Source organism: Chitinimonas sp. JJ19, from assembly GCF_036961565.1.
Lineage (GTDB): Bacteria > Pseudomonadota > Gammaproteobacteria > Burkholderiales > Chitinimonadaceae > Chitinimonas.
On sequence record NZ_JBAMDD010000009.1, the window covers coordinates 167,020 to 191,693 of the forward strand.

Here is a 24,674-nt window from a genome sequence, read left to right on the forward strand (position 1 = left end):
TCTGCAGACAGCCCCGCAGGGATAGCCACACAAGCCCAAGGCAGGCCGCCGCCCCTTTCGCTACACTGCTGCAGATTCTTGCCTAGCTGCCCGCCATGCCACGTATGCGCTCCATCGGCCTTACCTTGTTTATTGCCATCTCCTTAACCGTATTGATGGTGGTACTGGTATTAGCCGGCCTGTTCCGGCTCAGCCTGGGCAAAGGTTTTGACGACTATGTAGCCAAGCTGGAGCTGACCCGGCTCGACGTGGTGGAGCAGGTATTGACCGAGCGCTACCAACGCCATGGTGACTGGCGTTTCGTCCATAGCCAGCAAGACCTGCTACCCGGCCCTGATTTCAATCGCCCGCCACCACCTAGGGGGGCTGAGGCTGGCCCGGGTCGCCTGCCACCGCGCCGGGAAGACCGGCTCGGTCTCGGCCCGCGCCTGGCTCTGTTCGATGCTCAAGGGCAGTTGCTGATGGGGCCGCCCGAGGCCCAGGGACGCCCACGCCGGCCTATTAAACTGGAAGGCGGTGGGCAGCCCATCGGCTATATGGCCCTGGCACCCGCTGGCGGCGGCGATATCCTCACCCGGCAGTTCCTGGCCAGCCAGACCCGCAACATGCTGTGGAGCGTGTTGGCAGCCTTTATCCTATCGGCCCTGGCGGCCGCCTGGCTGGCCCGGCACTTCCGCGCCCCGATTGCAGCGCTGGCCCAGTCTGCCAAGCAACTGGCCGCGGGCCAGCTACAAACCCGGGTACAGCTGGAACGTGCTGACGAGTTGGGCCAGCTGGCACGTGACTTCAACCGCATGGCCGAACAGTTACAGCAATTCGAACAATCGCGCCGCCAATGGATGGCCGATACCTCGCATGAGCTACGTACCCCGCTCACCATACTGCGCGCCCATATCGAAGCCATGAATGATGGCGTGATGCCCATGGACCAACGTGGGCTGACGCGCTTACAAGGCGCCGTGGGCGAGCTTGATGGGCTGGTGGCCGACCTTTACCAATTGGCGCGCGCCGATGTGGGCCTCCATGAATACAAGCCCGAGCCCATCGTACTCGCCAGCCTGTTTGAGGAGCTTGCCGACAGGCTGGCCCACTCGCTACAGCAGGCAGGCCTCAAGCTCAGCCTGCATGCCCCTGCCGAGCTGGCCGTGCAGGCCGATCCTGCCAAGATCCAGCAACTGTTCGGCAATCTGCTCAGCAACACCCTGCGCTACACCGATGCCGGCGGCGAAGTACGCCTGAGCGCAAGCGCCCATGGGTCTTCAGTGGAGATTATCCTGGACGATACCGCGCCCGGCGTGCCCGATGCCGCACTGCCACGCTTATTCGAGCGCTTCTATCGGGTCGATGCCTCGCGTAGCCGCCAGTATGGTGGCTCCGGCCTTGGCCTTGCCATCTGTCTCACCATCGTCGAAGGCCACGGTGGCAAGATCAATGCGCAGCACTCCCCCTTGGGTGGCCTGCGCATCCAGATACAACTACCCCGTGCCCCAGGAGCACGTACACGATGAACCCACCACGCATCCTGCTGGTAGAAGACGAACCCCGCATCGCCGAAGTCATGGTGGCCTACCTGGCCCAGGCCGGATACCTAGTTGACCATCTGGAACGGGGCGATCAGGTACTCGCCCATATGGCCCGCCAAGCGCCTTCCTTGCTGGTACTGGATCTGATGCTACCAGGCATAGACGGCATCAGCCTATGCCAACAGATACGGCTATCGAGCGCCTTGCCCATCATCATGGTGACAGCCCGGGTGGAAGAAATCGACCGCTTGCTGGGGTTTGAGGTCGGTGCTGATGATTACCTGTGCAAACCCTTCAGCCCCCGTGAATTGGTCGCCCGGGTACAAGCCCTGATGCGACGCAGCCTATCTGCAGCACCGCCACAGCCGCCGCTGTTCGACAACGATATCGCCAGCCAGCGCATACGATGCCAGGGCCAATTACTCAGCCTGACGCCACAGGAGTATCGGCTACTGGGCGTGCTGCTGGCGGCACCGGGGCGCATCTATTCGCGCACCCAATTGTTGGAGCTGGCCCACAGCGAAGGCGCAGAAGTGTTTGATCGCGCCGTGGATAGCCACATCAAGAACCTGCGCAAGAAGATCGCCACCGTTCTGGGCGAGCGCGAAGTCATACACTCCGTCTATGGCGTAGGTTACCGCTACGAATAAGTACTACCCACAAAGCCCAGCGTAGTGGTTCTTCAATGCATTGCCGCTTCGCGTCTCCACGATTCCTCCACAGTCTCCCCGCACAGTATCAACTGTGCCACCACCCACACCGCCTACTGCGGGGAGACCATCATGACAACAGCCAAGCCCTATCCACAGCCAGGCCGTTTGCTGGGCCTGATCGCCAGCATGTTGCTAGCGGGCCTTGCTGCAGCGACAGAACCGCCCCAGCCAACCCCCATACCGGCCACTGGCCTCTCCGCCACGGCCAGCATAGGCCGCAGCCTGTTCTTCGACCCCAATCTTTCTGCCTCAGGGCGGCAGTCCTGTGCCAGTTGCCATCATCCGGGCAATAGCTTCTCGGCCCCCAACAACCTGGCTGTGCAGTTGGGTGGTGCCGGGCTCAATCTGCAGGGGCTGCGCAATACACCTACGGCAAGCTATACCCGTTTCGTACCAGCTTTCGCACTGAACCCACCACCGCCCCCCGGCCAGCCCCGCCCCAGCCCAGCACGCGGCGGGCTGCTGCACGACGGCCGCGCCAATACCTTGGCGATACAAGCCCAAGGCCCCTTCCTGACCGCCTTTGAAATGGGCAACCGCAGCGCAGCCGAGGTATTGCAGCGCTTGCGCACACGCCCCTACCTGACGCAGTTCAGCACAGTATTCGGTGCCGCCACGCTCAATAACCCAGACGCAACGCTAGCCGCCATGGGCCGCGCCATCGCAGCCTATGAGCAAGAGGAACCCAGTTTCAGGCTATTCAACAGCAAGTTCGACGCCGTCACCAATGGCCGCGCCCGCTTCAACCCAAGAGAAGCGAATGGCCAGCGCCTGTTCAATGACCCCAATCGCGGCAACTGCGCCAGTTGCCACACCGCACGGCCAACAGGCGGCGTGCCAGCCCTGTTTACCGACCATAGCTACCGCAACCTGGGCATACCCCGTAACTGGGCCATCCCTTACAACCGCGACGGCACCGCATTGCCCAGTTTTATCACCGCCAACGGGGCCAACCTGGGTGTGCCCCATCACCTGTACTACGACATGGGGTTATGCGGGCCTGTCCGCGCCGACCTTGCCGGCAATCGCGCGCTCTGCGGCATGTTCAGGGTGCCGACCTTGCGTAATGTGGCGGTGAAACAGGCCTACTTCCATAACGGGGTATTCAGCACGCTCAACCAGGTCATCAGCTTCTACACTAGCCGTGAACTCACACCGGCACGCTGGTACACCAAGGCCGATGGCTCGGCCGACATCCGCTACAACGACCTACCCACCGCCCTGGCCGGCAACATCACCCAAGGCCCACCGTTCCGCCGCAACGGCCCGCCAGCGCTGAGCGATACCGAGATTCGTGACATGACGGCTTTCCTGTGTACGCTGACCGATGGCTACGACCCACAAAACCCTGCGGCCTACCGGCAGCCGGCGCAGTGTGTGGCTGCGGCGAACTAGTTAAGGACGCGACCAGGCCAATGCCTGCGTCGCGGTAACGCAGGGCCATTGCAAAATGGGTACCGGAAAGCAATACCAATGCGCCAACTTATGACGAACTGATGGCCAATGAAGCTGTTGTCCTTAAGCGGGAACTGGGCATTGCAGCAGATGAATGCATCAAGACGTTGAAGGCAGAGATGCTGGCAGCAACTGTCTGATCTGTAGAAGATGTATGAAAAGGGGCTGCAAAGCCCCTTTTCCTATCTCCACAGGCAAGGCCACTAACGCACGCCCGTCCTGAACCTCACCCCCTTGTGGATGAAGATCATCCCCTCGGGGGTGATCTCTTCCAGCCTGACCTCAGCTGTCAGGTAGTCGCCTTCGTGGAGTGGCTTGTTGTTGATCATCACCACCCTGTCCTTGCGCTGGCTGGAGTAGGAATGCACCAGTACCGTCATCGCGGGTATGCCTTGTCGTAGCGCGGCTGGCAAGGTATCCAGCAGTGGTGGCTCGCCAAGCGGCTGGGCTGGTACTGTGGGTGCTGGCGCAGCAGCAGGCGGCGCAGGCCTTGCCGCAACCGTGGCAGCGGGCACAGCTTGGGCTATCGGCGACGGAGTGGGCACAGGGTCAACCGGCGCGGCCGGTGGCGCATTGGCCGCCACGGGTGGTGCCGCCGGTGTAGGGGGTAGCGGGGTGGCCGCCACAACCGGCTGGGTGGGTTCGATGCGCTGCGCTACCGGTGCAGCAGCGGTTGCCGCAGCATCGGCCTGGCGCCAGGGTTGCAGCCAGCCTATCAAGACGCCGCAAGCCACCAAGATCAGCGCCAAAATCAGATAGAACCATTGGGTGGGACGAACCTCCGGCATGGGTGCTGCCAGGGTGGTATGGAGCGTTGGCACCGCCCCCATCTTGCGCTCACGCTCTGCTTTTTGCAGTGCGTCCAATATATAAGACATCTCAGTTCCTCCCACTCAGGCTGGGCGCCGCCATATCGCCTACCAGGCTGAGCCTGACCAGCGTTTGCGCACCTACCTGGCCATCTGGTGCCAGGCCTTGCGCCAGCTGAAACTGCTTCACCCGCGCGCGTAAGGCCTCGTCAAACACAGGCGGCGTGCTTGAGCGATGCTCCAGGGCATCCAATTGCCTGGCCAGCCAGGCGACCAACGGGCCGCCATCACCCAGCCGTACGGCGCCCGGTGGTGCATCCGGCGCACGCCACAGCAAGGTATATCGGCCAGACCAATACTGCGCCAGCTCGACATGGCTGATGCGCTGTGGCTGGCCTGCAATCAGCAGGCCGACCGATTGTGCATCCATACTCTGCAGCAAGGCCGGCACTTCCCGCTCGGTCGCGTCCACCAGATACAGTACGGCGGGTCGATCAAACTGGCGCAACTCCTCCAACCCGCCCCGCGCATTGCGGCAGCGCAATGCAGCCACCTTGGGGCAGCGCTCGGTCGGGTTGTAATCCTGCCCCCAGGCTTGATAGAGCCCGGCAAAGGCAGTGTCCGTCGCCTGCAGGCGTGCCGCCTCGTCTGGCCAGCTCAAATCGGGCAGCACCCTGGCCGGTGGGGGACTGGGCTTGGCCACGGGTGGCGTGGCAACAACCAACGGAGTCTTCTTGCTGACCGCTGCGGCCGCAGGTTCTGCAGCAGGTACGGGCGCTGGCACTTCGGGCAAGGCGGCTTGCTGCGCAGTAAACAACAGCTTCAGGCCCAAGCCTGCTAGGCCTAGCGTTGCCACGCCCGCCCAAGGCCACCAACGCGGGCCGGCGCGCTTGTGGGCCAGCGGCAATACCTCGCTGGCAGCGCGTACCAGGATGCGTCGGCTCACCGTCTGCTTGCCCTCGGTATAGGCACCCAGCAGTGCTCGGTCGCACAGCAGGTTAACCAGCCGTGGCACGCCACCGCTCAGGCGATAGAGCGTGGTCATTAGGGAATCCGCAAACAACGGCCGATTGCAGCCCGCCACCTGTAAACGGTGCCGTACATAGGCAGCCACCTCGGCTCGGCTTAGTGCCGCCAGGTGGTAACGGGCCACCACACGCTGGGCCAACTGGCGCAACGCGGGCCGGGCCAGCATCTCGTCAAGTTCAGGCTGTCCTACCAGGATGATCTGCAACAGCTTGCGCTCGTTGGTCTCCAGGTTGGTCAGCAATCGCATCTGTTCGAGCACCTCGGCCGAGAGATTCTGCGCCTCGTCGATGATCACTACCGCATGGCGCCCCTGGGCGTGGCCTGCCAGCAAAAAACCGTTGAGCGCATCGACCAGGGCCTTGATGCTGTGGTCTGGCGCAGGCGGCACAATGCCAAACTCGCTGCAGAGCGTAGCCAGCAGCTCTTCTGCAGTGAGCTTGGGGTTGAATACATAGGCCAGATCACAGCTGGCCGGTATCTGCTCCAGCAGGCAGCGGCATACCGTAGTTTTGCCCGCCCCCACCTCGCCGCTCAGCACCACAAAGCCGCCATCACCGCTCAAGCCATAGAGCAGATGCGCCAAGGCTTCCTGGTGGCGCTGGCTCATATACAGGTAGCGTGGGTCCGGCGCGATGGAAAACGGCGCCTCGTTCAGGGCAAAGTGACGCAGGTACATGCGGGACAGGGCCATCAACAGAAGGCCCGCATTATCGCCGAATCAGCGCCGCGCCGCTGTCTTATGCTAAGCGTGCCTGGCAGACCCGTGGCAAACAGGCGGCAATAACTGCCATAGCTGGCACAACAGCCACGGCAGCCATGCCTCCAGCACTAAGAGCCTGTTCACGATCTTTTCGCCCCGTCGTTCCGTGCAGTGCCGGATAGCGGACAAGGCGCAAGCCGCGCCGCGGTACGGGTTCCGGTACCGGTACCGCAAGCGGCTTGTAACGCCGGTCGCTGCCGGCAATGCCCGGAACCCGCAGGGCTGGATCGGAAAAGGGTCATGTACTGCGTTGGACTCCTTGGTAATAACCCGTTATTGCCTGCGTCGCCCGCCTTGTACCTAACCCTTTTCCGGTCCAGCGACGGGGTGAAAAGATCGTGAACAGGCTCTAAGCCTTATACGCCGCCAAGGCCTGGGCCACCTGCGTGGTCAGTGGTTTGGCGGCATCGCCCATACCAAACTCCGCCTGCCAGGCGCTCTTGTTGGCGCCGATATAGGCCAGTGCCCGGCTCAGGTTGTCCAGTTGCCGTGGGATAAAGTTATCCGCCTGGTTGAGCAGTTCGGCCGACTTGGCAAAGTTGCCAGCAAATTCACGCACCGTCGCCACGACGCCCAGCGGCTTTTCAGCCAGCACAGCATCCAGCGTGGCAGCATCCAGGCTAGCCATATGACTGACCGGGTCTATGGTCACCCCTAGCGCACGCATGCCCTGCACGCCATGAACCGCGCCATTGAAAGGGCTGGTCAGGTTCTGCTCCAGCTCATGCCGCGTCACCTTGGCCGCACTGCTGTCGGCCAGGGCACCACCGGGCTGCATGTCTACCGCAAAATCCTTGATCCAGCTGTTGTACTGCGCCACAAAGCCCTGCAACTGGGCCTTGATGTCAGCAGGCGCCGTCTCGGTTGTCATCCCCCCCAGGCTGGTGCCCAACTGCTGCATCCGTGTCACAGCAGGCTGCAGGCGGCTTAGCCCCTCATACTGGGCCTTGTAGCTTACTTCGCGGTTGTTGATCAGGCTCATCATGTTGTAGCCGGCCTGCGGGTCGAACAGGGCCATGTTGTACCCAGCCGGGTTCAGGCTGCCGACCTGTGATTTCGCCGTCAAGTGGCTGGGCGACAGAATGGCATCCAGGCCGGTGCTGCTACCCTGGGTGCCAAATACGCCATCCAGCCCCCCACCCTGCTCGCCATTGCCGCCAACCGATCCCAGCAGCGCCCCCATGGCCTGTGCCTTGAAACTGGCCAGCTTGACCGCAAAATCCTCATGTGCCGTATTCGCCACCTTGCTATCGGCCACAGCCTTGTTCAACTGGGCGTAGTTGAAACCGCCCGCTTCTATACCTTTGATCGCCATATTGCCTCCTGCGTCAACTTGCACGCCCCCGCAAATATTTAAGCAATAATCAAGCCAAAACAGTACGTTAATCCAGTGTTAGAAGCCTAGCCGTGTGGCTGTCTATCTCCCTTAGCTAGCCGCAAGACCTGCCATCGTCCATTTATGCCATAACTTGAGCAGGCCGCTCGCCTTCGGCGCCACTACCTGCCCCCCGCCACGGGCTTGATGGGCAAAAAGAAAATACCCCAAATTTTGGTCACCCACGGTTAACCCGTTTACCCCAGCAGCACCGTTTAACCCAGCAACGCCGCTCATCCTAAGGAAGCAATATGTCACACGCACTCTGGCGCGCTTGCCTGGCCGGTCTGGCCACCACCCTGCTGCTGGCCGCCACACCGCCGGTCATCAATCTGCCCATGCCGCAGCCCTTCATCAGCGGCACCCGTGCCAACGAAGTACCGATTCAGCTAAAGCAGCTCGACGTCCGTGTCCGCGTTGCCGGTAGCCAGGCCGAGACCACCCTGGATATGACCTTCCACAACCCCAATGGCAGGCAGTTGGAAGGAAATCTGCAGTTCCCACTGCTGCCGCACCAACAGATCGCCGGCTTTGCGCTGGATATAGACGGCGCCATGCGGCCAGCCGTACCGGTAGAAAAAGCCAAAGGGCGCGAGGTCTTCGACTCCATAGAGCGCCGCCAAGTTGATCCCGCGCTATTGGAATCCACCGCCGGGAATTTCTTCCGCCTGCGCATCTACCCCATCCCCGCCCAGGGCGAGCGGCGGGTGCAGATACGCATCAGCGAATCCATCCCCCGCGACGGCCAGCAATACAGCTACCGCCTGCCGCTGGACCATTTCAACGCGGTAGCCGATTTCCACCTGGCCATCGATCTGCCCAGCCGCCAGGCACCCAGCCTGCAAGGCGCGCTGACCCAATTGCAGTTCAAGCCCAGTGCGCAGGGCTATAGCGCCGTACTTGACCGTGACAACTTTACCCCCCGTGGTCAGTTGCAGTTGCAATGGCCAACCGCTGCCGCGCCCACGGTCTACCGCCAGTCATTCGATGGCGAACACTTCTTTGTGGCCGAACTGCCTGTTGCCGATACCGCCACACCGCGCGCACTGCCAAGACAGATAGGCCTGCTATGGGATAGCTCCAGTTCTGGCGCCCGCCGGCAACATGCTGCCGAACTTGCCCTGCTGGATCGCTACTTTGCCGCCATGGGCAATGGCGAGGTACGTCTGGTGCGCCTGCGTGACCGTGCCGAAGCAGTACAGCATTTCCGCATCGTCAACGGCAACTGGGAAGCCCTGCGCAGCGCGCTGCAAGCCACCCAATATGACGGTGCAACCGCACTGGATGGCTGGCATCCCCACCCCGGCACGGCCGAGTACCTGCTGTTTTCCGACGGCCTGGCCAACTATGGCAGTGGCAGCTTTCCCAAGCTGGGCAGCCACCAACGGCTCTATGCCATAGACAGCAGCAACGGCGGTGATAGCACCCGTCTCGGCGCCCTGGCCAGCCTGTATGGCGGCCGCGCCATCCAGCTTGGCAGCGCGCAGGATGTACCGCTGGCCGCAAAAAAACTGCTGAACGACGAAGCCCGCATCGTCGGCCTGGCCGCCGACAGCGCCGAGCAATTGGTGGCCGCCTCGCCCTATGCCGAGGACGGCCTGCTGCGCATCGCCGGCCGCCTGCGCAGCGCCAATGACACCTTGCGCATCAAGCTCCTGCTCAACGGCCAGGCAAGCGAGCAACGCATCGCACTGCGTACCGACGCCCCCGATCACCCCCATGCAGCCAGCCTGTGGGCACGCTACCGCATTGCCCAACTGGGAGCCGAGCCACAACTGAATCGCGGCGAAATCACCCGCCTGGGCAAGCGCTTCAGCCTGGTCACCGCCGAAACCTCGTTGCTGGTACTCGACAATGTGGACGACTACGCCCGCTATGACATCACGCCGCCGGCAGACTACCTGCCCCGCTTCGAGAAAATCCGTGCAGGCCTGGTGCGCATGCGGGTGCAAGCCCGCACCAGGCAGTTGGAGGACGTAGTGCGGGAGTTCCAGGAGAAAATCAGTTGGTGGGAGCAAGCCTGGCCCAAAGGCAAGCCGCCACGGCCCAAGCCGGCAAAGCGCCAGGCGGAAGCAGAAATGGGCACGGCCGGCATGGCCGCCGAGATGGCCGGTGCGCCGCCCATGGCAGCCGCAGCCCCCATGCCCGCGCCCGCACCCGCCATGGCAGCGCGCAGCAAAGCCGTGAGCGCTGTGGCCGATGACGATGGCGCCACGCCAGCCCATATCAGCATTGCGCTCAAACCCTGGCAGGCCAATGCCCCCTATGCCCGCCGGCTACGCGCCGCCACCAGCGAGCAACGTTACCAGATCTACCTGGACGAAAAACCCAGCTACCTCAATAGCAGCGCCTTCTATCTGGATGCCGCTGATATCTTTCTGGACAAAGGCCAGCGCGACCTGGCGTTGCGCATACTCTCCAACCTCGCTGAAATGGACCTGGAGAACCGCCAGGTGCTGCGCATACTGGGCTACCGTCTGCTACAGGCCGGTGCGCCAGAGCTCGCCGTGCCGGTGTTCGAGCGCGTACGCCAGATGGCCGAGGAGGAACCGCAGTCCTTCCGCGACCTGGGTCTGGCCTACGCCGCACAACAACGCCATCAGGACGCCATCGATACCCTCTATGAAGTAATTACCCGCCCCTGGGACGACCGCTTTGCCGAGGTGGAACTGATCGCCCTGGCCGAACTCAACGCCATCGTGGCCAATGCGCCCACCAAGCTCGACACCCGCCAGATAGATGGCAGGCTGCTACGCAACCTGCCGCTCGACATCCGAGCCGTGCTGACCTGGGATGCGGATAACAGCGATATGGATCTGTGGGTCACCGACCCCAATGGCGAGAAATGCTACTACGCCCACCGGCTGACCTACCAGGGCGGGCGCATGTCACGCGACTTTACCGGCGGCTATGGGCCCGAGGAGTTCTCGCTGAAGCAAGCGAAGCCGGGAAAATACAAGATAGAAGCCAATTTCTATGGCCAGCGGCAACAGGTGCTGAGCGGCGAAACCACGCTGCAGCTCAAGCTCACCACGGGCTTTGGCAAGGCTAGCGCCAAAGAGCAGATGATTACCCTGAGGCTCAAGGGAGAAAGCGAAACCGTGTTTGTGGGCGAATTCGAAGTCGCCGCAAAATCCGGCAAATAGGCCACAATCAAGCTGATTCCGGGTAGAGTCGCAACTAGCCGGATTCAGCTGCGCTGGGTCTCATAAAGGCGCTGTCAGCAGCTAGTGCGTGGCAGCCAAGTGCTAGCCCATGGATGCAGCTCCGCATTGCGATAGCAAAAGACTGCTGAAGCAAGCTACTCGGGCGTAATGCCCAAGACCACACAACCACCACAGACAAGCCCAATCACATGAAATACCTTGCCCCACTCTGCTTGCTGCTACTCCTGGCTAGCCAGGCCCAGGCCGACCGCCTGCAACTGCGCTTCGGCAGCCCACTGCCCAAGGAAGCCCTCAATTGCCAGCAAGATCCCTTGGTGCTGGGCCAGAAGCCACCCAAGCTGGTGCTGGGCGAATCCGATGTACTGACCTGGTCAACCGAAACGCTGCAAATGGTTATTGACCCCAAGCGCTTCAAGGCCAGCAAGGCCGACAAGGAAATGATCAACCGCTGTTTCGGCCTGTATATCGACGGCGTACTCCTTACCACGGGCCCAGTTGTCTGGTCCAAGGACACCCGCACCATCAGCCAGCCTGTGGTCGTCGCCCAAGACGCCAAGGAAGGCCTGCTGCTGCGCGTACTCAACAGCAACCACGCCATGGCCCGCCCCTATGCCCTGGGCCGTATGTACTCTGCACTCTCCACCCGGCCAATGATTGCCCCACCACCCATAGAGCAATAAACAAAGGGCGCCCGACGCGCCCTTTGCTTCAGCCACGGCGGCAGTTCACTGCCTGCCAGCCCGCCAGCACCTGCCAACCTGCGCCCCTGTCGTGGTCGAAATTTCCAAGGTAGATGCAGAACATCAGTGCAACTGGTGCCAGCCCTATTAGAAAATTCAACTCACGCTACTCATTTCGTCAGTGATTTGAATTTTTCCATCGCCTTGCGCACCTTGGGCGCCACTACCGCCATGCAGTAGGGCTGATAGGGGTTGGCGTCAAAATACCCTTGATGGTAGTCCTCAGCCGGCCACAGGGTGGTGGCAGGGACTACCTCGGTGACAATAGGCCCTGCCAGATCGCCATCGAGAGCCAAGGCTGCAATGGCCGCCCTGGCTTGCTGCTCTTGCTCGGCATCATGGTAGAAAATCGCCGAACGATATTGCGTACCCACGTCATTGCCCTGTCGGTTCAAGGTTGTCGGGTCGTGGATAACAAAGAAGACCTCAAGCAGGTCGGCATAGCCGATAAGCGATGGGTCGTAATGCACTTGCACGACTTCGGCGTGGCCGGTGTCGCCATTGCAGATCTGCTTGTAGCTGGGGTTGTCGGTATGCCCGCCCATATAGCCCGACACCACGCGCGATACCCCGCGCAAACGGCTGAATACCCCGTCCAGGCACCAGAAGCACCCTCCGGCCAGAGTGGCGATTTGCTGTGTCATGCTGTGCTCCTGGGCAATGGATTGAGGCAACTTGGTCGTGCTGTGCTGATACGCCTTACAGCACCAGATTCACCGCACGTACCAAGGCACCCGGCAAGCGGGCGCTGGCGCTGGAACGTGCACCGTAGCTGCCGGGGTCGGCCAGCAGGTCACGCTCTACTGTCAATGCTTCCAGTTCGCTGCCCAGCAGGCGGTAAAGCGAATCATCAAAGCGCATGACATTGAGTGGCGCCACGATTTCGCCGTTCTCCACCCAGAAGGTGGCAAAACGTGTCATGCCGGTGACACGGCCAGCCATGCGATCCGAGAAGTTCAGGTACCACAGGTTGGAGACATACAACCCCGTACCCAGCGCCTTCAGCACATCCTGATGAGGCAAGCTGCCCGCCGCCACGTCCAGCGATTCACTGCTCTCCCAAACGCCTGCACCGTTGCCTGCGATGCCGTATTCCTTGGCGGTGCGGGGGCTGACCAAGCTACCGGCGTACTTGCCTGCGCTGATCAGCGGCACGCGGTCGGGCTTGATAAAGCCTTCGGCCTGGAATGCCGGCGCCAACCCTTGCAAGGTATCTTCCGTTACCGTCAGCATGGGCGAGAAGCTGAGTTCGCCATCGGCCAGCTTGAGCAAGGGGCTGCGCTTGGCGCGTAGCTGCTTTTCGGAATATCCACCCCAGTTCAGCATGGACATCAGCTCTGCCAGCGCCGCCGGGGTAAAGTAGGCGCGGTAGCTGCCTGGGGCCAGGGTCTTGACTGGGCGCTTCAGCAGCGCCAATTGCTCACGCGCTTCGGCGATTTCGATCCGCAGCTGCTCGCTGGACCACACCTTGCCGGCCGAACCCCGCTTTACCGCCTTGTCGCCATGAGCGTACAGGCTCCAGTCGAAGTTCCAGCTGACGGTCTCCTGCCAATTGAGCTGGCCCTGGCTATTGGCAAAGCCATATTGCACAGGGCCTGCAGCCAGTATGCCGACAAGGTCCACGCCCTCCGCAGCGGCTAATATGTCCGCCACCATGGTTTCGCTCGGTGGCAGCGCCGTGGCATCGAGTCGCTCGCTGCTCTGTGGCACCGCATTGAGCAGCATATAAGGGTCATCTGCCACATCCTGCAGGGCCGCGCGCAGTTCTATCAGAATGCGGTCGATCAGGGGTAGGTCATCGTCATTGCCGGCCAGCGACAGATTCTGGCTGACGTGTTTCTCCCCCAGTACCAGCTTGATATCAAGGTAGGACTGCGCCACCTGGCCTGCCTGCCTTACCTTGCCGTGATTAAAGCGAACAAAATCGGTACGTTCAGCCGATAGCCACAAGGTAAAGGCCTCACCAGCCTGCAACTGGCTACGCAGATGCTCTGCCAGCCGGGAAAAATGCGCCCGCATCAGGCTTCTCCTCCAAATACATCCACATCGGCAAAGACACAGGCCGGCGAGGCATGGCCTACACGCACAGCCTGGTTGGGTTCGCCCTTGCCGCAATTAGGCGTGCCCATCACATCGAAGGTCGCAGCATTGCCCACAGCCTTGAGCGATCGCCAGAAGGTGGCCGATATCCCGCGATAGCCGGGGTTCTTCACCACGCCCTTGAGTTCACCGTTCTCTATCAGCCTGCCGTACTCGCAGCTGAACTGGAACTTATTGCGCGAGTCGTCGATGGACCAGCTCACATTGGTGTTCATCAGCACGCCACGCTCTATGCCAGCCACCAATTCATCCATGCGCTTGTCGCCCGGCTCGATATTGAGATTGGCCATGCGGTCTATGGGCGGACGGTTCCAGTTGCAGGCGCGGCTATTGGCCACCCCGCCGATATCAAAACCGGCAGCGCGGGCGCGTGCCTGCGATATCTCGCCCCCCAGCGGTTTCTGCAACACACCATCGGCGATCAGCCAGACCTTGTCGGCCACCGCGCCGTCGTCGTCCCAGCCATAGGCGGCAAACTCATTGCGCTGGCGCGGGTCGTAGGTAACGTTGAGCAAGGGGGAGCCGTACTGATAGTGACCGAACATATCGAGGGTCACAAAGCTGGTGCCGGCATAATTTCGCTCGTCGCCCAGTATGCGATCCAGTTCCAGCGGGTGGCCTATGCTCTCGTGTATCTGCAGCATCATCTGCTCGGGCATCAGCAGCAGATCCATGGTGCCACTGGGGCAGTTAGGTGCTGCCAGCAGTTCCAGCGCCTCATCCGCCACTCGGCGCCCAGCGCCCAGCAGGCCAGCCTCGGACACGATCTCCATGCCCCCCTGGCGGCAGATGCCGCCATACTGGCCACCCAGACTACGGGTCTGCGACTCACCGTCGGCAAAGGCCGTGACCGAGAGGCCAGGTATCAGCATCTGGAAGGCTTGCTCCACCGCACCGCCCCCCATGGTCACATAGCGCTGCCGTACGGCCAGCCGAGAGAGTTCGGCAGACCAGTCCACAATACGCTCGTCGCCAGCCTTGGCAGCGGCAGATTCATCCAGCAGCAGATCCAGCAAGGCCTTGCGATTCCAATCCAGCGCCTGTTCGGCACCCGGCCCCAGGTAGCGCCCTTCTGGTTTGGGCAGGCGTATCTGGCTGTAGTCGTACACGGCATGGCCTGCGGTGGCCTCTGCCCAGGCAGTTGCCCGGTCCAATGCAGCCTGCAAGCCGGCACTGGAGCAATCGGCCGTCGCGGCATAGCCGTACCCCCCTTTGTGCAGCACGGTAATCATGGCGCCCCGATCCAGCCTGCGACGCAGCGGCTCGGCTACGCCTTGGCGCACGGCCAGCGTTTCGCCGTCTTCCTCCACATAGCGCAGGGCGCAAAAATCAGCGCGCGTTTTCAGCGCCCGGAAGCGCTGTTCCATGGTGTCGAACATAAGGAGGGTTCCGGTAGGCGGGACACCTGCGGTGCCCACGGTTGAACAATGGGCAGATCATACCGGGCACCGGGCGCTCAAGTCATGCCGCAGTGCGATTCCCCAGCCAGGCACCGGCGAGTATCAGACACAGTGCCACAGCGGCCTGCCAGCCAAATTGGCCACCGCCGAATGCAGCCAGCAGACCGGTGGACAAGAGTGGCGTCAAATAGGCCAGCGTACCGATCGCCCGTGCATCGCCCCGCTTCAGCGCGGCGTCCCACAGAAAGAATGCCGCCCCCATGGGGCCCAGGCCCAGTAGGCCCAGCCAGGCCCATTCTGCCGCCCCTATCCGGTATGCCGGCTCCAATGCCGCATGCGCCAGCAAAGACAGCAAGCCCGATGCCATGCAAAAGCCCCCCACCGCCCCGGTAGGAAATGGCGGTACGCGCTGTGTCAGCAAGGAGTAGGTTGCCCACATTACCGCTGCAATGGCCGCCAGCACGTAGCCAAGTAGGTGCTGGCTGCCAAGCGATACCACGCCTTTGCCCAGCACGATCAGCACGCAGCCCGACAAACCCAGCAGCCCACCCAGCACATGCCGACCAGTCAGCCGCATATTGGGCAATATCAGCGGTGAGAGCAGTACGATCAGCAGGGGCCACAGGTAGTTGATGAGATTGGCCTCCAGCGCCGGTGCATAGCGCAATGCCAGAAACAGGCAGAAGTGATAGCCGAACAGGCCATAGCAGCCCAGCAACAGAGTCTTGCCGGGTATGCGCCAGTCGCGCCAACGCGGCAGGCCGCACAAGCCACCTATGCACAGCGCCACCCCCACCAGCAGAAAAGGCGGGACGCTCGAGAGGCGAACGGAGATCAAAGCAAGCGAACCCCAGAGCAGGATGGCCGCAAGCGCGCAAAGTGTGGAGGTAGACAGGGTAGGCATAGTCATCATGATTGCCGACTTGGTGCCGGCAGTCTTGCACTATCCTGCAATGGCTTCGGCCAGGCAGCGTGCATGGCTATTTGCCGGCTTCGAAGGCCTGTGGGTATTGGCGGCCATACCAGTTGCGCGCCGTATCGTGATCCAGTGACAGAAAGGCACGATAGCCAGGCAGCAAGGGATAGCAGGCTGCCAACAGCAGCAGGCCGGCACCGAATACCAGATAGATCTCCGCTACCCCATGCTGCAATAGCAGCAAACCAGCCATGGCCGGGCCCAAGGTGCCGGCCAGGTGGATGACCATCAGGTTGCTGGAACTGAAGCGCCCACGGAAATCTTCGGGCACGGCCAACAGGCGGTGGGTCTGACCCACCAATTGCACTACCGACAAGCACAGGCCCGTCGCAAAGAAGCAGAGTGGCAAGGCAATGCGCACATCCAGCACACCAATCATGCCCAGGGCTAGGCCCTCCCCCATCAACGCGCCCACGGCGGCCCGATAGCGGCCAAAGCGCTGGGTAGCCCAACGCGCCACCACCAGGGCACCCAACAGCATGCCTGCAGACAGCGCCGCCTCGCAGGCGCCCAGCCAGGCCGGCGAAAGCGACAACGACTGCACCCGCAGCGGAATCAGTATGCCTATGGCCGGGCCAAAGAACAGCATGGTCAGGAAAGCCAGCCCAGTCCAATAGCGTTCTACCGGTATCACCCACTTGGCCCGCAGGCCGGCAAACAGCTCCCGCCCCCAATGGCGCTGCCGTGTTGGCGCCTGGTAGCTGCCGGTCGGGATGCGAAAAGCCGCCCAGGTGGCCACCGCAAACATCGCCACATGCAGCCACAACGCCGCCTGTACACCAGACCATGCCAGCACCAGGCCTGATAGTGCCGGCCCCAGCATGCGCCCCAATGATTGCGCGCTCTTCTGCAGACTGAGGGCATCGGCGAGCTGCTCACTGCGTACCAGCTCGGCGGTAATCGTCATCACAGCCGGCTGCATGACCGCGATGGCCACCACGGCGACCATCTCCAGCGGTATCAGCACCCAGAGCTGATAGGGCCAGAACTGCGCCAGCAGCGACAACAGCAGGGTCTCGACCGTCAGCACGGTCAATCCACATCCCAGCAGGATGCGCTTGGGATAACGATCGCTCAACGGCGACAGCAGCGGCATGGCAACAAAAATGGTGACCGACATCATCACCCCATAGATGGCCAGGTCCTTGGCGCCGCCTTGCTCTGCCACCCACCACATCACGGCAATATGGCCCACCAGCATGGAGAGTACCGTCAATACCTCGCTCACCAGCAGTAGCCGGAACGGCTTCCCCAATGCCGCCATGTTTTGTCTGTTTGCCGCCAGCATACCCACCCTCCCGATACCCGCCAGCATCGCACCTTGGCCCAGGGCTTGCACAAGCGAAGACTCGGGTGTTAGGACTTGCCACTCATGGGTAAATCGCTGTCGGATTCGGCCCGCCGGAAAGCACCGGGAAACTGCCGCCCATACCAGCCGCGTACCTCTTCATGGCCCAGTGCCAGAAACTCGCGGTAACGCGGTACCAGGAAATAACCAAAGGCAAAAACAAATTCAGCCAGGCCGAACACCACATAGACCTCGCGCACCGGTATGGATGTCAGCGCAATGCCGGCCAAGCCTGGCCCCAGGGTGCCGGCGATCTGCATGACCATCATGCTGACTGCCACGATGCGGGCACGGAAATCCTCGGGTATGGCCAGCATGCGATGCGTCTGGCCTACCAGCATGACCATGGCCAGGCCCACTCCGGTTACGGCATAGCAGATCACCAGCAGGTAGGGGTTGTTGGTAAATCCAGCTAAAGCCAGTGCCAGCCCCTCCAGCATGATGCCGCCGATAGCAGCGCGATAGCGCCCAAGGTAGTCCGCCAGCCAAGCTGCCACGCCCAGTGCACCCGCCAGCATGCCTAGCGACAAAGCCGCCTCACAGGCCCCCAGCCAGGCGCCCGACAAGCCCAGTGACTGCACCTTGAGGGGCACCAGCATGCCCACCGCAGGCGTAAAGCAGACCATGACCAGAAAGGAAATCGCAATGCGACCTCGCTCTATGGGTATGCTCCAGGTAGCGCGCAGGCCAGCCCGTAAATCCCGCCACCAGCGCTTGGCGCCTCCTGCTCCCGGGTGCCTGGCAATGCTGGGAATACGCCAAGCCAGCATGGCTGCAGCCAGCACCATCACCCAATGCAGCCACAATGCCGCAGCCGTGCCGGACACAGCCAGCGCGGTGCCACCCAGCACCGGCCCGATCAAACGGCCGAAGGCCTGGGCACTTTTCTGCAAGGCCAAGGCATCGGCAAAGCGTTCGGCCGGCACCAGGTCGGCCGCGATACTGAGCGATGCGGGCAGTATCAGCGACATGGCGATCACCGGCAACGCTTCCAGCACGATGACAAGCCAGAGATGGTAGATGCCGAGCGTAGCCAGGGTAGCCATGACCGCGCCTTCGGCCGCGAAGATCAACAGACCCAAGGTAATCAGCAAGCGCTTGCTGTAGCGGTCGCCCAAGGGCGACAGCAAAGGCATGGAGACAAAGGCGACGACCGCCTGCACCACCGCATACAACGCCAGATGGCCGGCGCCACCCTCGTGGACTATCCACCAGGGCACCGCTACGCGCGCCACCATCATGGCCAGCAGCATCAGTGCATCGCTGAGCAGCAATGCTCGAAAAGGCAGGCCAACCGCATCCAGGCGCTGCCGTAATCCATCCAGCATAGGGGTTTAATCCAGGCGGCATCGCCATGGCAGGCAATGCGAAATGTGGGTTGGCGACTGTACACTGAATCGCCCTCCCCTCACATCCTCGGCGGCTACCTGCCCACCAGTAACCGGCACACGGCAGCCTGCTTGGCGCTAGCCCAGCATAGCCGCCAGCACTTCCACCGCCTCTCGCATCTGCGCCTCGGTATTCAGCAGATCCGGGCACAGGCGCAAGCCTGCGGCGCGGGCATCGCCATTGATACCTGCTGCCTTGAGCTGGCTCGCCAAGGCCATCGGGTCTGCATGAGGTATCGTGATGAAGGCGCCAGCCTCCTCCCCCACACCGAAGTGGCGAATGCCATGGGCTGTCAGCAGGCCCGACAGGTAGCCCTTTTGCTGCAAGGAGTAAGCCCTCAGCCTGGCCACGCCCAGTGCCGACACCAGGGCCAGGCCTGCACGGGCCTGGTAGAAGCCTAGCGGATTGAAAGTCGATTCCAGCCAGGCATCTCCACCCGCAGCGAATTCCGGTGGCATGGGCCGCCGGTAGGCGAAGGGCTCACGCTTGGCAAACCAGCCGGTATCCAGCGTGGTGTGGCCGGCATCCAGCATGGCTGGCGACACATACAGCCAGCACACGCCAGGCCCACCACGCAAATACTTGTAGCTACCAGCGATCGCATAGTCCACGCCCAGCGCGGCCAGATCCAGCGGCAGCACGCCATAGCCATGGTACACATCTAGCAGTACCCGCACGCCACGCGCATGGGCCGCCGCAATCAGGCGGGGAATATCCTGCAAGACCTGCCCACTGGCAAAGAACACCTGTGACACCACTAACAGATCCATGCCATCAAGCCTGGCGATCAGCTCATCCACCTGTATCAGGCCCTGGGCATCCGGTGCCACCCAGTGCAGTTCGGCACGCCCCTGGGCGGCATACTGTTTCAGGATATGGTCTATGGAATCGAATTCGGCCTCGGTGCTGAGTACGCGCGGCGTGCCGGCATAGCTATTGAGCACAGCCCGCAGCCCCTGGCCCGCGCTGGTCTTGGGGACGATGCAATCGCCGCGCACCGCACCCAGCAAATTGGCCGTTGCCACCCGCCAGGCTTCCATCTCAGACCACCACGGCCCCCAGGCATCATCCAACTGTGCAAACCAGGTAGCACTGCCTTCCGCCAGGTCGGCTGCCGTGGCATCCAATGGCCTGCCCAGTGAGTGATTGGCCAGGTAGATCTCATGGCTGTCTCTAGCCAGCACCTGCTTGAACAAGGGGTGGATATGCGCGGCCAGTGCCGGTTCAGACAATGGGCCATCGCCCAGTGCGGCGACAGCATGGGCAATGTGGGTGAGAGTGGCAGTCATTCGGGCTCCGGTATAGAACCAATACCGGCAAAGCAGGGATACACCATGCCGGTATCGCAACAACCGCCAGGCAAGGTCAACTGATCGTCGTGCCATCCTGCGGATGGCGGGAATGGACGACGCTGCTGGCGGCTACGTGTAAGCCGCCATGCTATACGGAATGATGCAGGCCATGCACGGGGAGTGCATGGGGCATGCCGTAATCGCGTGCCTCTTCACCCCATATGCCTACCAGACTGACCTCGCCTGGCAAGGCTGCTGCACTGAGCGACTGCTGTATCGCATTGCCTGCCATCCTGACATCGCGCAAGGCCGGTTCAGGCAAGGGAGTGCCTGCCGGCGTAAACAAGCTGCATATCCAGGGCGTATCCAGCTGCTCTCCCTGGTCGCATACCACCCCTATCTCGCCACTTGCCAACTGTACGGCTGTACCCAAGGGATACAAGCCCATGGCACGAATGAAGTAGGAGGCAATCTGCACATCGTAGTACTCGCCATGGCTGATCAGCAGATCCCGCAGCACCGCCCTGGATTGCCCCCCCTGCCGCGTCTCGGGATGATCGGCATGAAAACAAAACAGATCCGCCAACGCAATCAACTGTGCCGCGTCCGATACCCCTCGCTCGCGCAAACGGTGGGCCGGATCACCACCTTCACGCAGAATATCGGCCTGGCGTGCACTTTCCAGCCAGCGCTGATCATGCACACCCAGGCGTGGCAGCAGATCGCCCAGATCAGGCTGACGCAGGGCAAGTACAGATGACACTGTGCGCGGTGCCGCCTGCACATCGAGCTGCAAGCTCATGGCCGCCGCCAGCAAGGGCGCTTCGGCCTCCTCCAGTCCACCCATGCCACGCCATACCCGTAGCACCACGCAAGCGGTGTAGATGGCCTGCCGGGCAGCCTGCGGGCCGTCACGGCACAGCATCACCATGGCGGTCGTCACATCGCGATCACGCTGCCAGGCCTCTTGCACCATATCCACAACCGCCAATACCTCGGCCGAGAAATCACGGCTGGCGCTAGGGTTGACCAGCACCGGCGCCAAGGTGGCAATCGCATGGTGTATCAGCTGTCTTGCTGTTCTAGGTGGCTGCTGCCACAACAGGAGTTCGTCCACATACAGCCCGGCGGCCAGCCAGCGAGCCCAGGCAGGCTGCGCCTGCGGCACGCTACCTATTGCCAGGATGCGATGCCCTGTGTGATCCAACACATCGCAACCCAGGGGCAAGCTCGCATCCAGTTCATCAGGGCGTATCCTGCGCATGCTCTGTCCTCCGCTCTCGCCGCCGCACAGTAATGCTCAAGGCCCATGGCCTTTGCGGCTTTCTTATGGTGATGCCACGCTCAAATCCACGATCAAATCGAGTAGTTCGAATAATCAATGGGACTGCTGGTCGCCTCCGGCCTGGCCAGTGACTGCGAAGCCAGACGGAAGTCCCTGGCTTCACCGCCCCAGATGGCTTCCATGTCGATCGCAATATCCACATCCATGCTGCTCAGGGCATCCTGTATGGACAAGCCGGGTTGATGGGTATCTCGCCGCAGTGGCGGCGAGTGTGCGGAGCCATCGACTGCCAGCAAGGCATGCACCCAGGGGGCATCCACCCGCTCGGTACGACCGCTGACCACGCCTATCTCCCCATTGGCCAGCCTGACCAGGGTGCCGATGGGGTAGACCCCCAATGCCTTGATGAAATAGGCCGCCAGGGTCACATCAAAGTGCCGCCCGCGCTCTATCAGGACATCCCGCAAGACGATCTTGGTGCTGTCGGCCCGGCGATAGCCACGCTCGCTCACCCGTGCACAGAAAAGATCCGCCAGCCCGACTATCTGTGCCGCCGGCGATATCTGTTTGCCCTGCAGATGGTGTGGGTAGCCGCTGCCGTCTATGGCTTCGTGATGCTCGGCCACCGCGCGCAACCAGACTTCGTCGTCCACGCCCGCGTTGCGCAAGCGCTCTGCACCGGCCAGCGGGTGGCAACTCACCCGCACCTGCTGCGATGGCGTCAATGCCTCGGTCTGCCTGGCCAGCATGTCCTGTAAATCCAGCATGCCGACGTTCATCGTCAGTGCTGCCGCCAACACCGGCAAGCGCTCCGGCGCCTGCGGGCCCATGGCACGCAATACACCGGCTGCCACGCAGGCGGTGTTGACGGCATGCCGCACCGCATAGCGGCCACCATGACGCAGCACTACCGTTGCCATGACCACACCAGCCCCCTGCTCCCATGCACTATCTATCTGGCGGGCGATATTGAGTACCTGCTCGGCAAAATCGGCGGGGGGTTGGGGTTGCCTCAGCAGCACAGCCAGCAGGTAGTAGGCATGCAGCACCTGCTGCATGGCAGATTCCGGTGGCTGGTGCCAGGTCTGGGTAGATTCGATGTAAATGCCAAGCTCAAGCAGCCGATCCAGTTGCGCCTGAGTCTGTATATGCCCGCCTTCGGCAAGCAACAGAATGCCCTTGTCGTTGTAGACATTCCATTGCAGCGGCTGCCCTACGCTGATATCGCCATGACGGATACGGCGCTGGATCATTTTCCTCTCTCCAGCAGGGGTGGTACGCCGAGCGCGCCACCACCCTCACCCGCGGCCGATTTGTAGTTTGTACGGGTAGCGCTATAGGCTTTTCCGCACGCCGGTATGAGGCCGCTTTTTGATGCTAGCTCGTTCGCTATAGAACATGGTCATAACATGCTAATTTTCTTACGAACGGTTATCCCAGTGAATACTAACGGTATTGCAAATGCAACAGGTAAACCGGACATCACTTTTCTTGCAGACCAGGGCGGTGCCCGCAAGGTTCCCTAAGGCTGCGCCGGGCACCGGGCGCCGAGCGCGGGGCTGCAGCCTGCCCCGCTCAACGCAATGCCAATGACAGCAGACTCGGCTAGCCGGTCACAGCACCGAGCGAACCTGAAACAGCTCTGGAAAGAAAGTCAGCTCCAATGCCCGCTTGAGGAAAGCGACGCCACTCGAACCACCGGTCCCTTGCTTGAAGCCAATGATGCGCTCCACCGTCTTCATATGGCGGAAGCGCCACAGCTGAAAGGCTTCCTCCACATCCACCAGCTTCTCTGCCATCTCGTAGGCAGCCCAGTGATCGTGTGGTTTCTGATAGATGGCCTTCATCACGGCCACCACCCCTTCGCTTGCCACATAGGGCTGGCTGAAGTCGCGTGTCAGCCGGTCGGCAGGGACGGCAAAGCCTTGCCTGGCCAGATGCTGCAGGAAGGCATCCCACAGGCTGGGCGCATGCAGGTCGTGCTGTATCTGGGCATAGAGCGCCGGATCGTACTTGAACACCTCGGCCTGGCCTGCATGCTTGTTACCCAGCAAGAACTCCAGGGTACGGTACTGATAAGACTGAAACCCTGACGACTGACCCAGCACTGGACGGAATTCGGCGTATTCCGATGGTGTCATGGTTTCCAGCACAGCCCACATATTGAATAGCTGCTGCTGTATCAGCTTGGCCCGCGACAATATCTTGAAACACGGCTCAAGCTCGTCATGCGCTACATGGCCTATTGCCGCCCGCAGCTCATGTATCAGCTGCTTGAGCCATAGCTCGGATACCTGATGCTGCACGATAAACAACATCTCGTCATGGTGGGGCGGGTTGGAGAGTGGCTGCTGTGCCGCCAGCAATTGATCCAGCCGCAGATAGCCGCCGTAACTGAGCCTGTCGGTGAAATCGGTCTGTATGCCGGCTTCCAGATCGCGTTGGTTTTGCATGGCGTAATGCCCCCTGATTGAAAGGCCGCGATGATGCGCCGGACCCGGCTTGCACTCAAGCTGCGCTGCGACATGGGCGACAACTGGCTTGGATACCACCACGGTATCCGGCACCAAGCCCTCACCCCAAAATTGCGTGTTGCTATCCGACCAAGCACCATCCGGCTTGGCCTGATGGGCGTTCTGGCGCAAGCCGCCTGCAAAGGCGCATTGGGCTGTCTATAGTGCTGCTTGGCAACAGAAATATATAGCCGTCACTGCCCCCAACACCTCGCTTCTATGCAAGCCAAGGGGGCGCTGGCGGTGTCACAAGCCATTCTGCTATTGGGGAGGTTTCATGGTTTACCGTTCCATGCTGATCCGCAGCCTGCTGCTTGGCGCTGCACTGGCAAGCACACAACCCAGCCTGGCGCTGGACAAGCCGGTTGGGCGCACAGCGCTCACCATCAGCGGCAAGGTCAGCAAGCCCAACGATGGCCCCCGTGCGGTGTTTGACATGGCCATGCTGGCCAAGCTGCCACAACAGACCTTCACCACCAAAACGCCCTGGTACCCACAACCGGTCAAATTTACCGGCCCCCTGCTGCGCGATGTACTGGCGGCAGCGGGTGCCACGGGTAGCAAGATCGTGGCCGTTGCCCTCAACGACTACAAGACCGAGATCCCCTTTGCAGACGCCCAGCAGCATGATGTGATCGTGGCGCGATTAATGAACGACAAACCCATGCCAGTGCGTGAAAAAGGCCCCTTGTTCATCGTCTACCCCTTCGATACCAAGACTGAGCTGCGCGCTGAGATCTACTACAACCGCTCTGCCTGGCAGCTCAACGCCCTGCAGGTGCAATAGCCGCCCTCGCCAG

At 61.8% G+C, this 24,674-nt stretch carries 19 protein-coding genes; 6 read left to right on the plus strand and 13 right to left on the minus strand.

The window, feature by feature from the left end:
• Positions 1–95 precede the first annotated feature (95 nt).
• The 3 genes from V7714_RS13085 to V7714_RS13095 all read left to right on the plus strand — a co-directional run bounded on the left by V7714_RS13085 (position 96) and on the right by V7714_RS13095 (position 3,631).
• Positions 96–1,508, plus strand: a complete 1,413-nt coding sequence (locus V7714_RS13085) for an ATP-binding protein (RefSeq protein ID WP_335710131.1) — start codon at positions 96–98, stop codon at positions 1,506–1,508.
• Positions 1,505–2,173 carry a response regulator gene (locus tag V7714_RS13090; RefSeq protein ID WP_335710132.1) on the plus strand — a complete coding sequence of 223 codons (669 nt, stop codon included), beginning with the start codon at positions 1,505–1,507 and terminating at the stop codon, positions 2,171–2,173. Before V7714_RS13085 ends, V7714_RS13090 begins: the two co-directional genes overlap by 4 nt.
• Before the next feature lie 132 nt (positions 2,174–2,305).
• Complete coding sequence (locus tag V7714_RS13095; RefSeq protein WP_335710133.1) at positions 2,306–3,631, plus strand: cytochrome-c peroxidase; 1,326 nt, start codon at positions 2,306–2,308, stop codon at positions 3,629–3,631.
• Positions 3,632–3,894: 263 nt separating this feature from the next.
• Here V7714_RS13095 and V7714_RS13100 read toward each other — a convergent pair whose 3' ends face one another.
• The 3 genes from V7714_RS13100 to fliD form a co-directional block, all read right to left on the minus strand.
• Positions 3,895–4,569: a general secretion pathway protein GspB gene (locus V7714_RS13100; protein ID WP_335710134.1), complete on the minus strand. Its 675-nt coding sequence runs from the start codon at positions 4,567–4,569 to the stop codon at positions 3,895–3,897.
• 1 nt (position 4,570) lies between these two features.
• A complete protein-coding gene (locus V7714_RS13105; RefSeq protein ID WP_335710135.1) occupies positions 4,571–6,220 on the minus strand; it encodes an AAA family ATPase in 1,650 nt (549 codons plus the stop codon).
• A gap of 418 nt (positions 6,221–6,638) precedes the next feature.
• Positions 6,639–7,604: a flagellar filament capping protein FliD gene (gene fliD, locus V7714_RS13110; protein WP_335710136.1), complete on the minus strand. Its 966-nt coding sequence runs from the start codon at positions 7,602–7,604 to the stop codon at positions 6,639–6,641.
• 311 nt (positions 7,605–7,915) lie between these two features.
• Here fliD and V7714_RS13115 point away from each other — a divergent pair, with 311 nt between their 5' ends.
• Together V7714_RS13115 and V7714_RS13120 are read left to right on the plus strand one after the other, a co-directional pair.
• Entirely contained in the window at positions 7,916–10,810 is a 2,895-nt protein-coding gene (locus V7714_RS13115; RefSeq protein WP_335710137.1) for a VIT domain-containing protein, read from the plus strand.
• Between the two features lie 209 nt (positions 10,811–11,019).
• The gene (locus V7714_RS13120) at positions 11,020–11,511 is read left to right on the plus strand and encodes a hypothetical protein (protein ID WP_335710138.1); all 492 of its coding nucleotides are present in this window, start codon (positions 11,020–11,022) and stop codon (positions 11,509–11,511) included.
• A 170-nt stretch (positions 11,512–11,681) separates the two neighbouring features.
• Here the strand turns inward: V7714_RS13120 and msrA are convergent, their stop codons facing one another.
• The 10 genes from msrA to V7714_RS13170 form a co-directional block, all read right to left on the minus strand.
• Positions 11,682–12,215, minus strand: coding sequence for a peptide-methionine (S)-S-oxide reductase MsrA (gene msrA, locus V7714_RS13125; protein WP_335710139.1), 534 nt, complete (start codon positions 12,213–12,215; stop codon positions 11,682–11,684).
• A gap of 55 nt (positions 12,216–12,270) precedes the next feature.
• Positions 12,271–13,590, minus strand: coding sequence for a TldD/PmbA family protein (locus tag V7714_RS13130; RefSeq protein ID WP_335710140.1), 1,320 nt, complete (start codon positions 13,588–13,590; stop codon positions 12,271–12,273).
• Complete coding sequence (locus tag V7714_RS13135; RefSeq protein WP_284195870.1) at positions 13,590–15,050, minus strand: TldD/PmbA family protein; 1,461 nt, start codon at positions 15,048–15,050, stop codon at positions 13,590–13,592. Before V7714_RS13135 ends, V7714_RS13130 begins: the two co-directional genes overlap by 1 nt.
• 82 nt (positions 15,051–15,132) lie before the next feature.
• Positions 15,133–15,984 carry a DMT family transporter gene (locus V7714_RS13140; RefSeq protein WP_335710141.1) on the minus strand — a complete coding sequence of 284 codons (852 nt, stop codon included), beginning with the start codon at positions 15,982–15,984 and terminating at the stop codon, positions 15,133–15,135.
• A gap of 67 nt (positions 15,985–16,051) precedes the next feature.
• Entirely contained in the window at positions 16,052–17,311 is a 1,260-nt protein-coding gene (locus V7714_RS13145; RefSeq protein WP_335710142.1) for an MFS transporter, read from the minus strand.
• A 92-nt stretch (positions 17,312–17,403) separates the two neighbouring features.
• Positions 17,404–18,723: an MFS transporter gene (locus tag V7714_RS13150; RefSeq protein WP_335710143.1), complete on the minus strand. Its 1,320-nt coding sequence runs from the start codon at positions 18,721–18,723 to the stop codon at positions 17,404–17,406.
• 138 nt (positions 18,724–18,861) lie between these two features.
• The gene (locus tag V7714_RS13155; RefSeq protein ID WP_335710144.1) at positions 18,862–20,073 is read right to left on the minus strand and encodes an aminotransferase class V-fold PLP-dependent enzyme; all 1,212 of its coding nucleotides are present in this window, start codon (positions 20,071–20,073) and stop codon (positions 18,862–18,864) included.
• A 151-nt stretch (positions 20,074–20,224) separates the two neighbouring features.
• Positions 20,225–21,340, minus strand: a complete 1,116-nt coding sequence (locus V7714_RS13160; protein ID WP_335710145.1) for a hypothetical protein — start codon at positions 21,338–21,340, stop codon at positions 20,225–20,227.
• A gap of 92 nt (positions 21,341–21,432) precedes the next feature.
• Positions 21,433–22,614 carry an HD-GYP domain-containing protein gene (locus V7714_RS13165; RefSeq protein ID WP_335710146.1) on the minus strand — a complete coding sequence of 394 codons (1,182 nt, stop codon included), beginning with the start codon at positions 22,612–22,614 and terminating at the stop codon, positions 21,433–21,435.
• Positions 22,615–22,974: 360 nt separating this feature from the next.
• On the minus strand, positions 22,975–23,814 hold the full coding sequence (locus V7714_RS13170) for a tryptophan 2,3-dioxygenase (RefSeq protein ID WP_335710147.1): 840 nt from the start codon (positions 23,812–23,814) through the stop codon (positions 22,975–22,977).
• Positions 23,815–24,151: 337 nt separating this feature from the next.
• Here V7714_RS13170 and V7714_RS13175 point away from each other — a divergent pair, with 337 nt between their 5' ends.
• The gene (locus V7714_RS13175; protein WP_335710148.1) at positions 24,152–24,661 is read left to right on the plus strand and encodes a molybdopterin-dependent oxidoreductase; all 510 of its coding nucleotides are present in this window, start codon (positions 24,152–24,154) and stop codon (positions 24,659–24,661) included.
• Positions 24,662–24,674 lie beyond the last annotated feature (13 nt).

What these genes read in the sequence shown, in the direction of transcription:
- V7714_RS13085 (WP_335710131.1), top strand. Translation starts at nt 96, where the DNA reads ATGCCACGTATGCGCTCCATCGGCCTTACCTTGTTTATTGCCATCTCC.
- V7714_RS13090 (WP_335710132.1), top strand. Translation starts at nt 1,505, where the DNA reads ATGAACCCACCACGCATCCTGCTGGTAGAAGACGAACCCCGCATCGCC.
- V7714_RS13095 (WP_335710133.1), top strand. Translation starts at nt 2,306, where the DNA reads ATGACAACAGCCAAGCCCTATCCACAGCCAGGCCGTTTGCTGGGCCTG.
- V7714_RS13100 (WP_335710134.1), bottom strand. Translation starts at nt 4,569, where the DNA reads ATGTCTTATATATTGGACGCACTGCAAAAAGCAGAGCGTGAGCGCAAG.
- V7714_RS13105 (WP_335710135.1), bottom strand. Translation starts at nt 6,220, where the DNA reads ATGGCCCTGTCCCGCATGTACCTGCGTCACTTTGCCCTGAACGAGGCG.
- fliD (WP_335710136.1), bottom strand. Translation starts at nt 7,604, where the DNA reads ATGGCGATCAAAGGTATAGAAGCGGGCGGTTTCAACTACGCCCAGTTG.
- V7714_RS13115 (WP_335710137.1), top strand. Translation starts at nt 7,916, where the DNA reads ATGTCACACGCACTCTGGCGCGCTTGCCTGGCCGGTCTGGCCACCACC.
- V7714_RS13120 (WP_335710138.1), top strand. Translation starts at nt 11,020, where the DNA reads ATGAAATACCTTGCCCCACTCTGCTTGCTGCTACTCCTGGCTAGCCAG.
- msrA (WP_335710139.1), bottom strand. Translation starts at nt 12,215, where the DNA reads ATGACACAGCAAATCGCCACTCTGGCCGGAGGGTGCTTCTGGTGCCTG.
- V7714_RS13130 (WP_335710140.1), bottom strand. Translation starts at nt 13,590, where the DNA reads ATGCGGGCGCATTTTTCCCGGCTGGCAGAGCATCTGCGTAGCCAGTTG.
- V7714_RS13135 (WP_284195870.1), bottom strand. Translation starts at nt 15,050, where the DNA reads ATGTTCGACACCATGGAACAGCGCTTCCGGGCGCTGAAAACGCGCGCT.
- V7714_RS13140 (WP_335710141.1), bottom strand. Translation starts at nt 15,984, where the DNA reads ATGATGACTATGCCTACCCTGTCTACCTCCACACTTTGCGCGCTTGCG.
- V7714_RS13145 (WP_335710142.1), bottom strand. Translation starts at nt 17,311, where the DNA reads ATGGCGGCATTGGGGAAGCCGTTCCGGCTACTGCTGGTGAGCGAGGTA.
- V7714_RS13150 (WP_335710143.1), bottom strand. Translation starts at nt 18,723, where the DNA reads ATGCTGGATGGATTACGGCAGCGCCTGGATGCGGTTGGCCTGCCTTTT.
- V7714_RS13155 (WP_335710144.1), bottom strand. Translation starts at nt 20,073, where the DNA reads ATGACTGCCACTCTCACCCACATTGCCCATGCTGTCGCCGCACTGGGC.
- V7714_RS13160 (WP_335710145.1), bottom strand. Translation starts at nt 21,340, where the DNA reads ATGCGCAGGATACGCCCTGATGAACTGGATGCGAGCTTGCCCCTGGGT.
- V7714_RS13165 (WP_335710146.1), bottom strand. Translation starts at nt 22,614, where the DNA reads ATGATCCAGCGCCGTATCCGTCATGGCGATATCAGCGTAGGGCAGCCG.
- V7714_RS13170 (WP_335710147.1), bottom strand. Translation starts at nt 23,814, where the DNA reads ATGCAAAACCAACGCGATCTGGAAGCCGGCATACAGACCGATTTCACC.
- V7714_RS13175 (WP_335710148.1), top strand. Translation starts at nt 24,152, where the DNA reads ATGGTTTACCGTTCCATGCTGATCCGCAGCCTGCTGCTTGGCGCTGCA.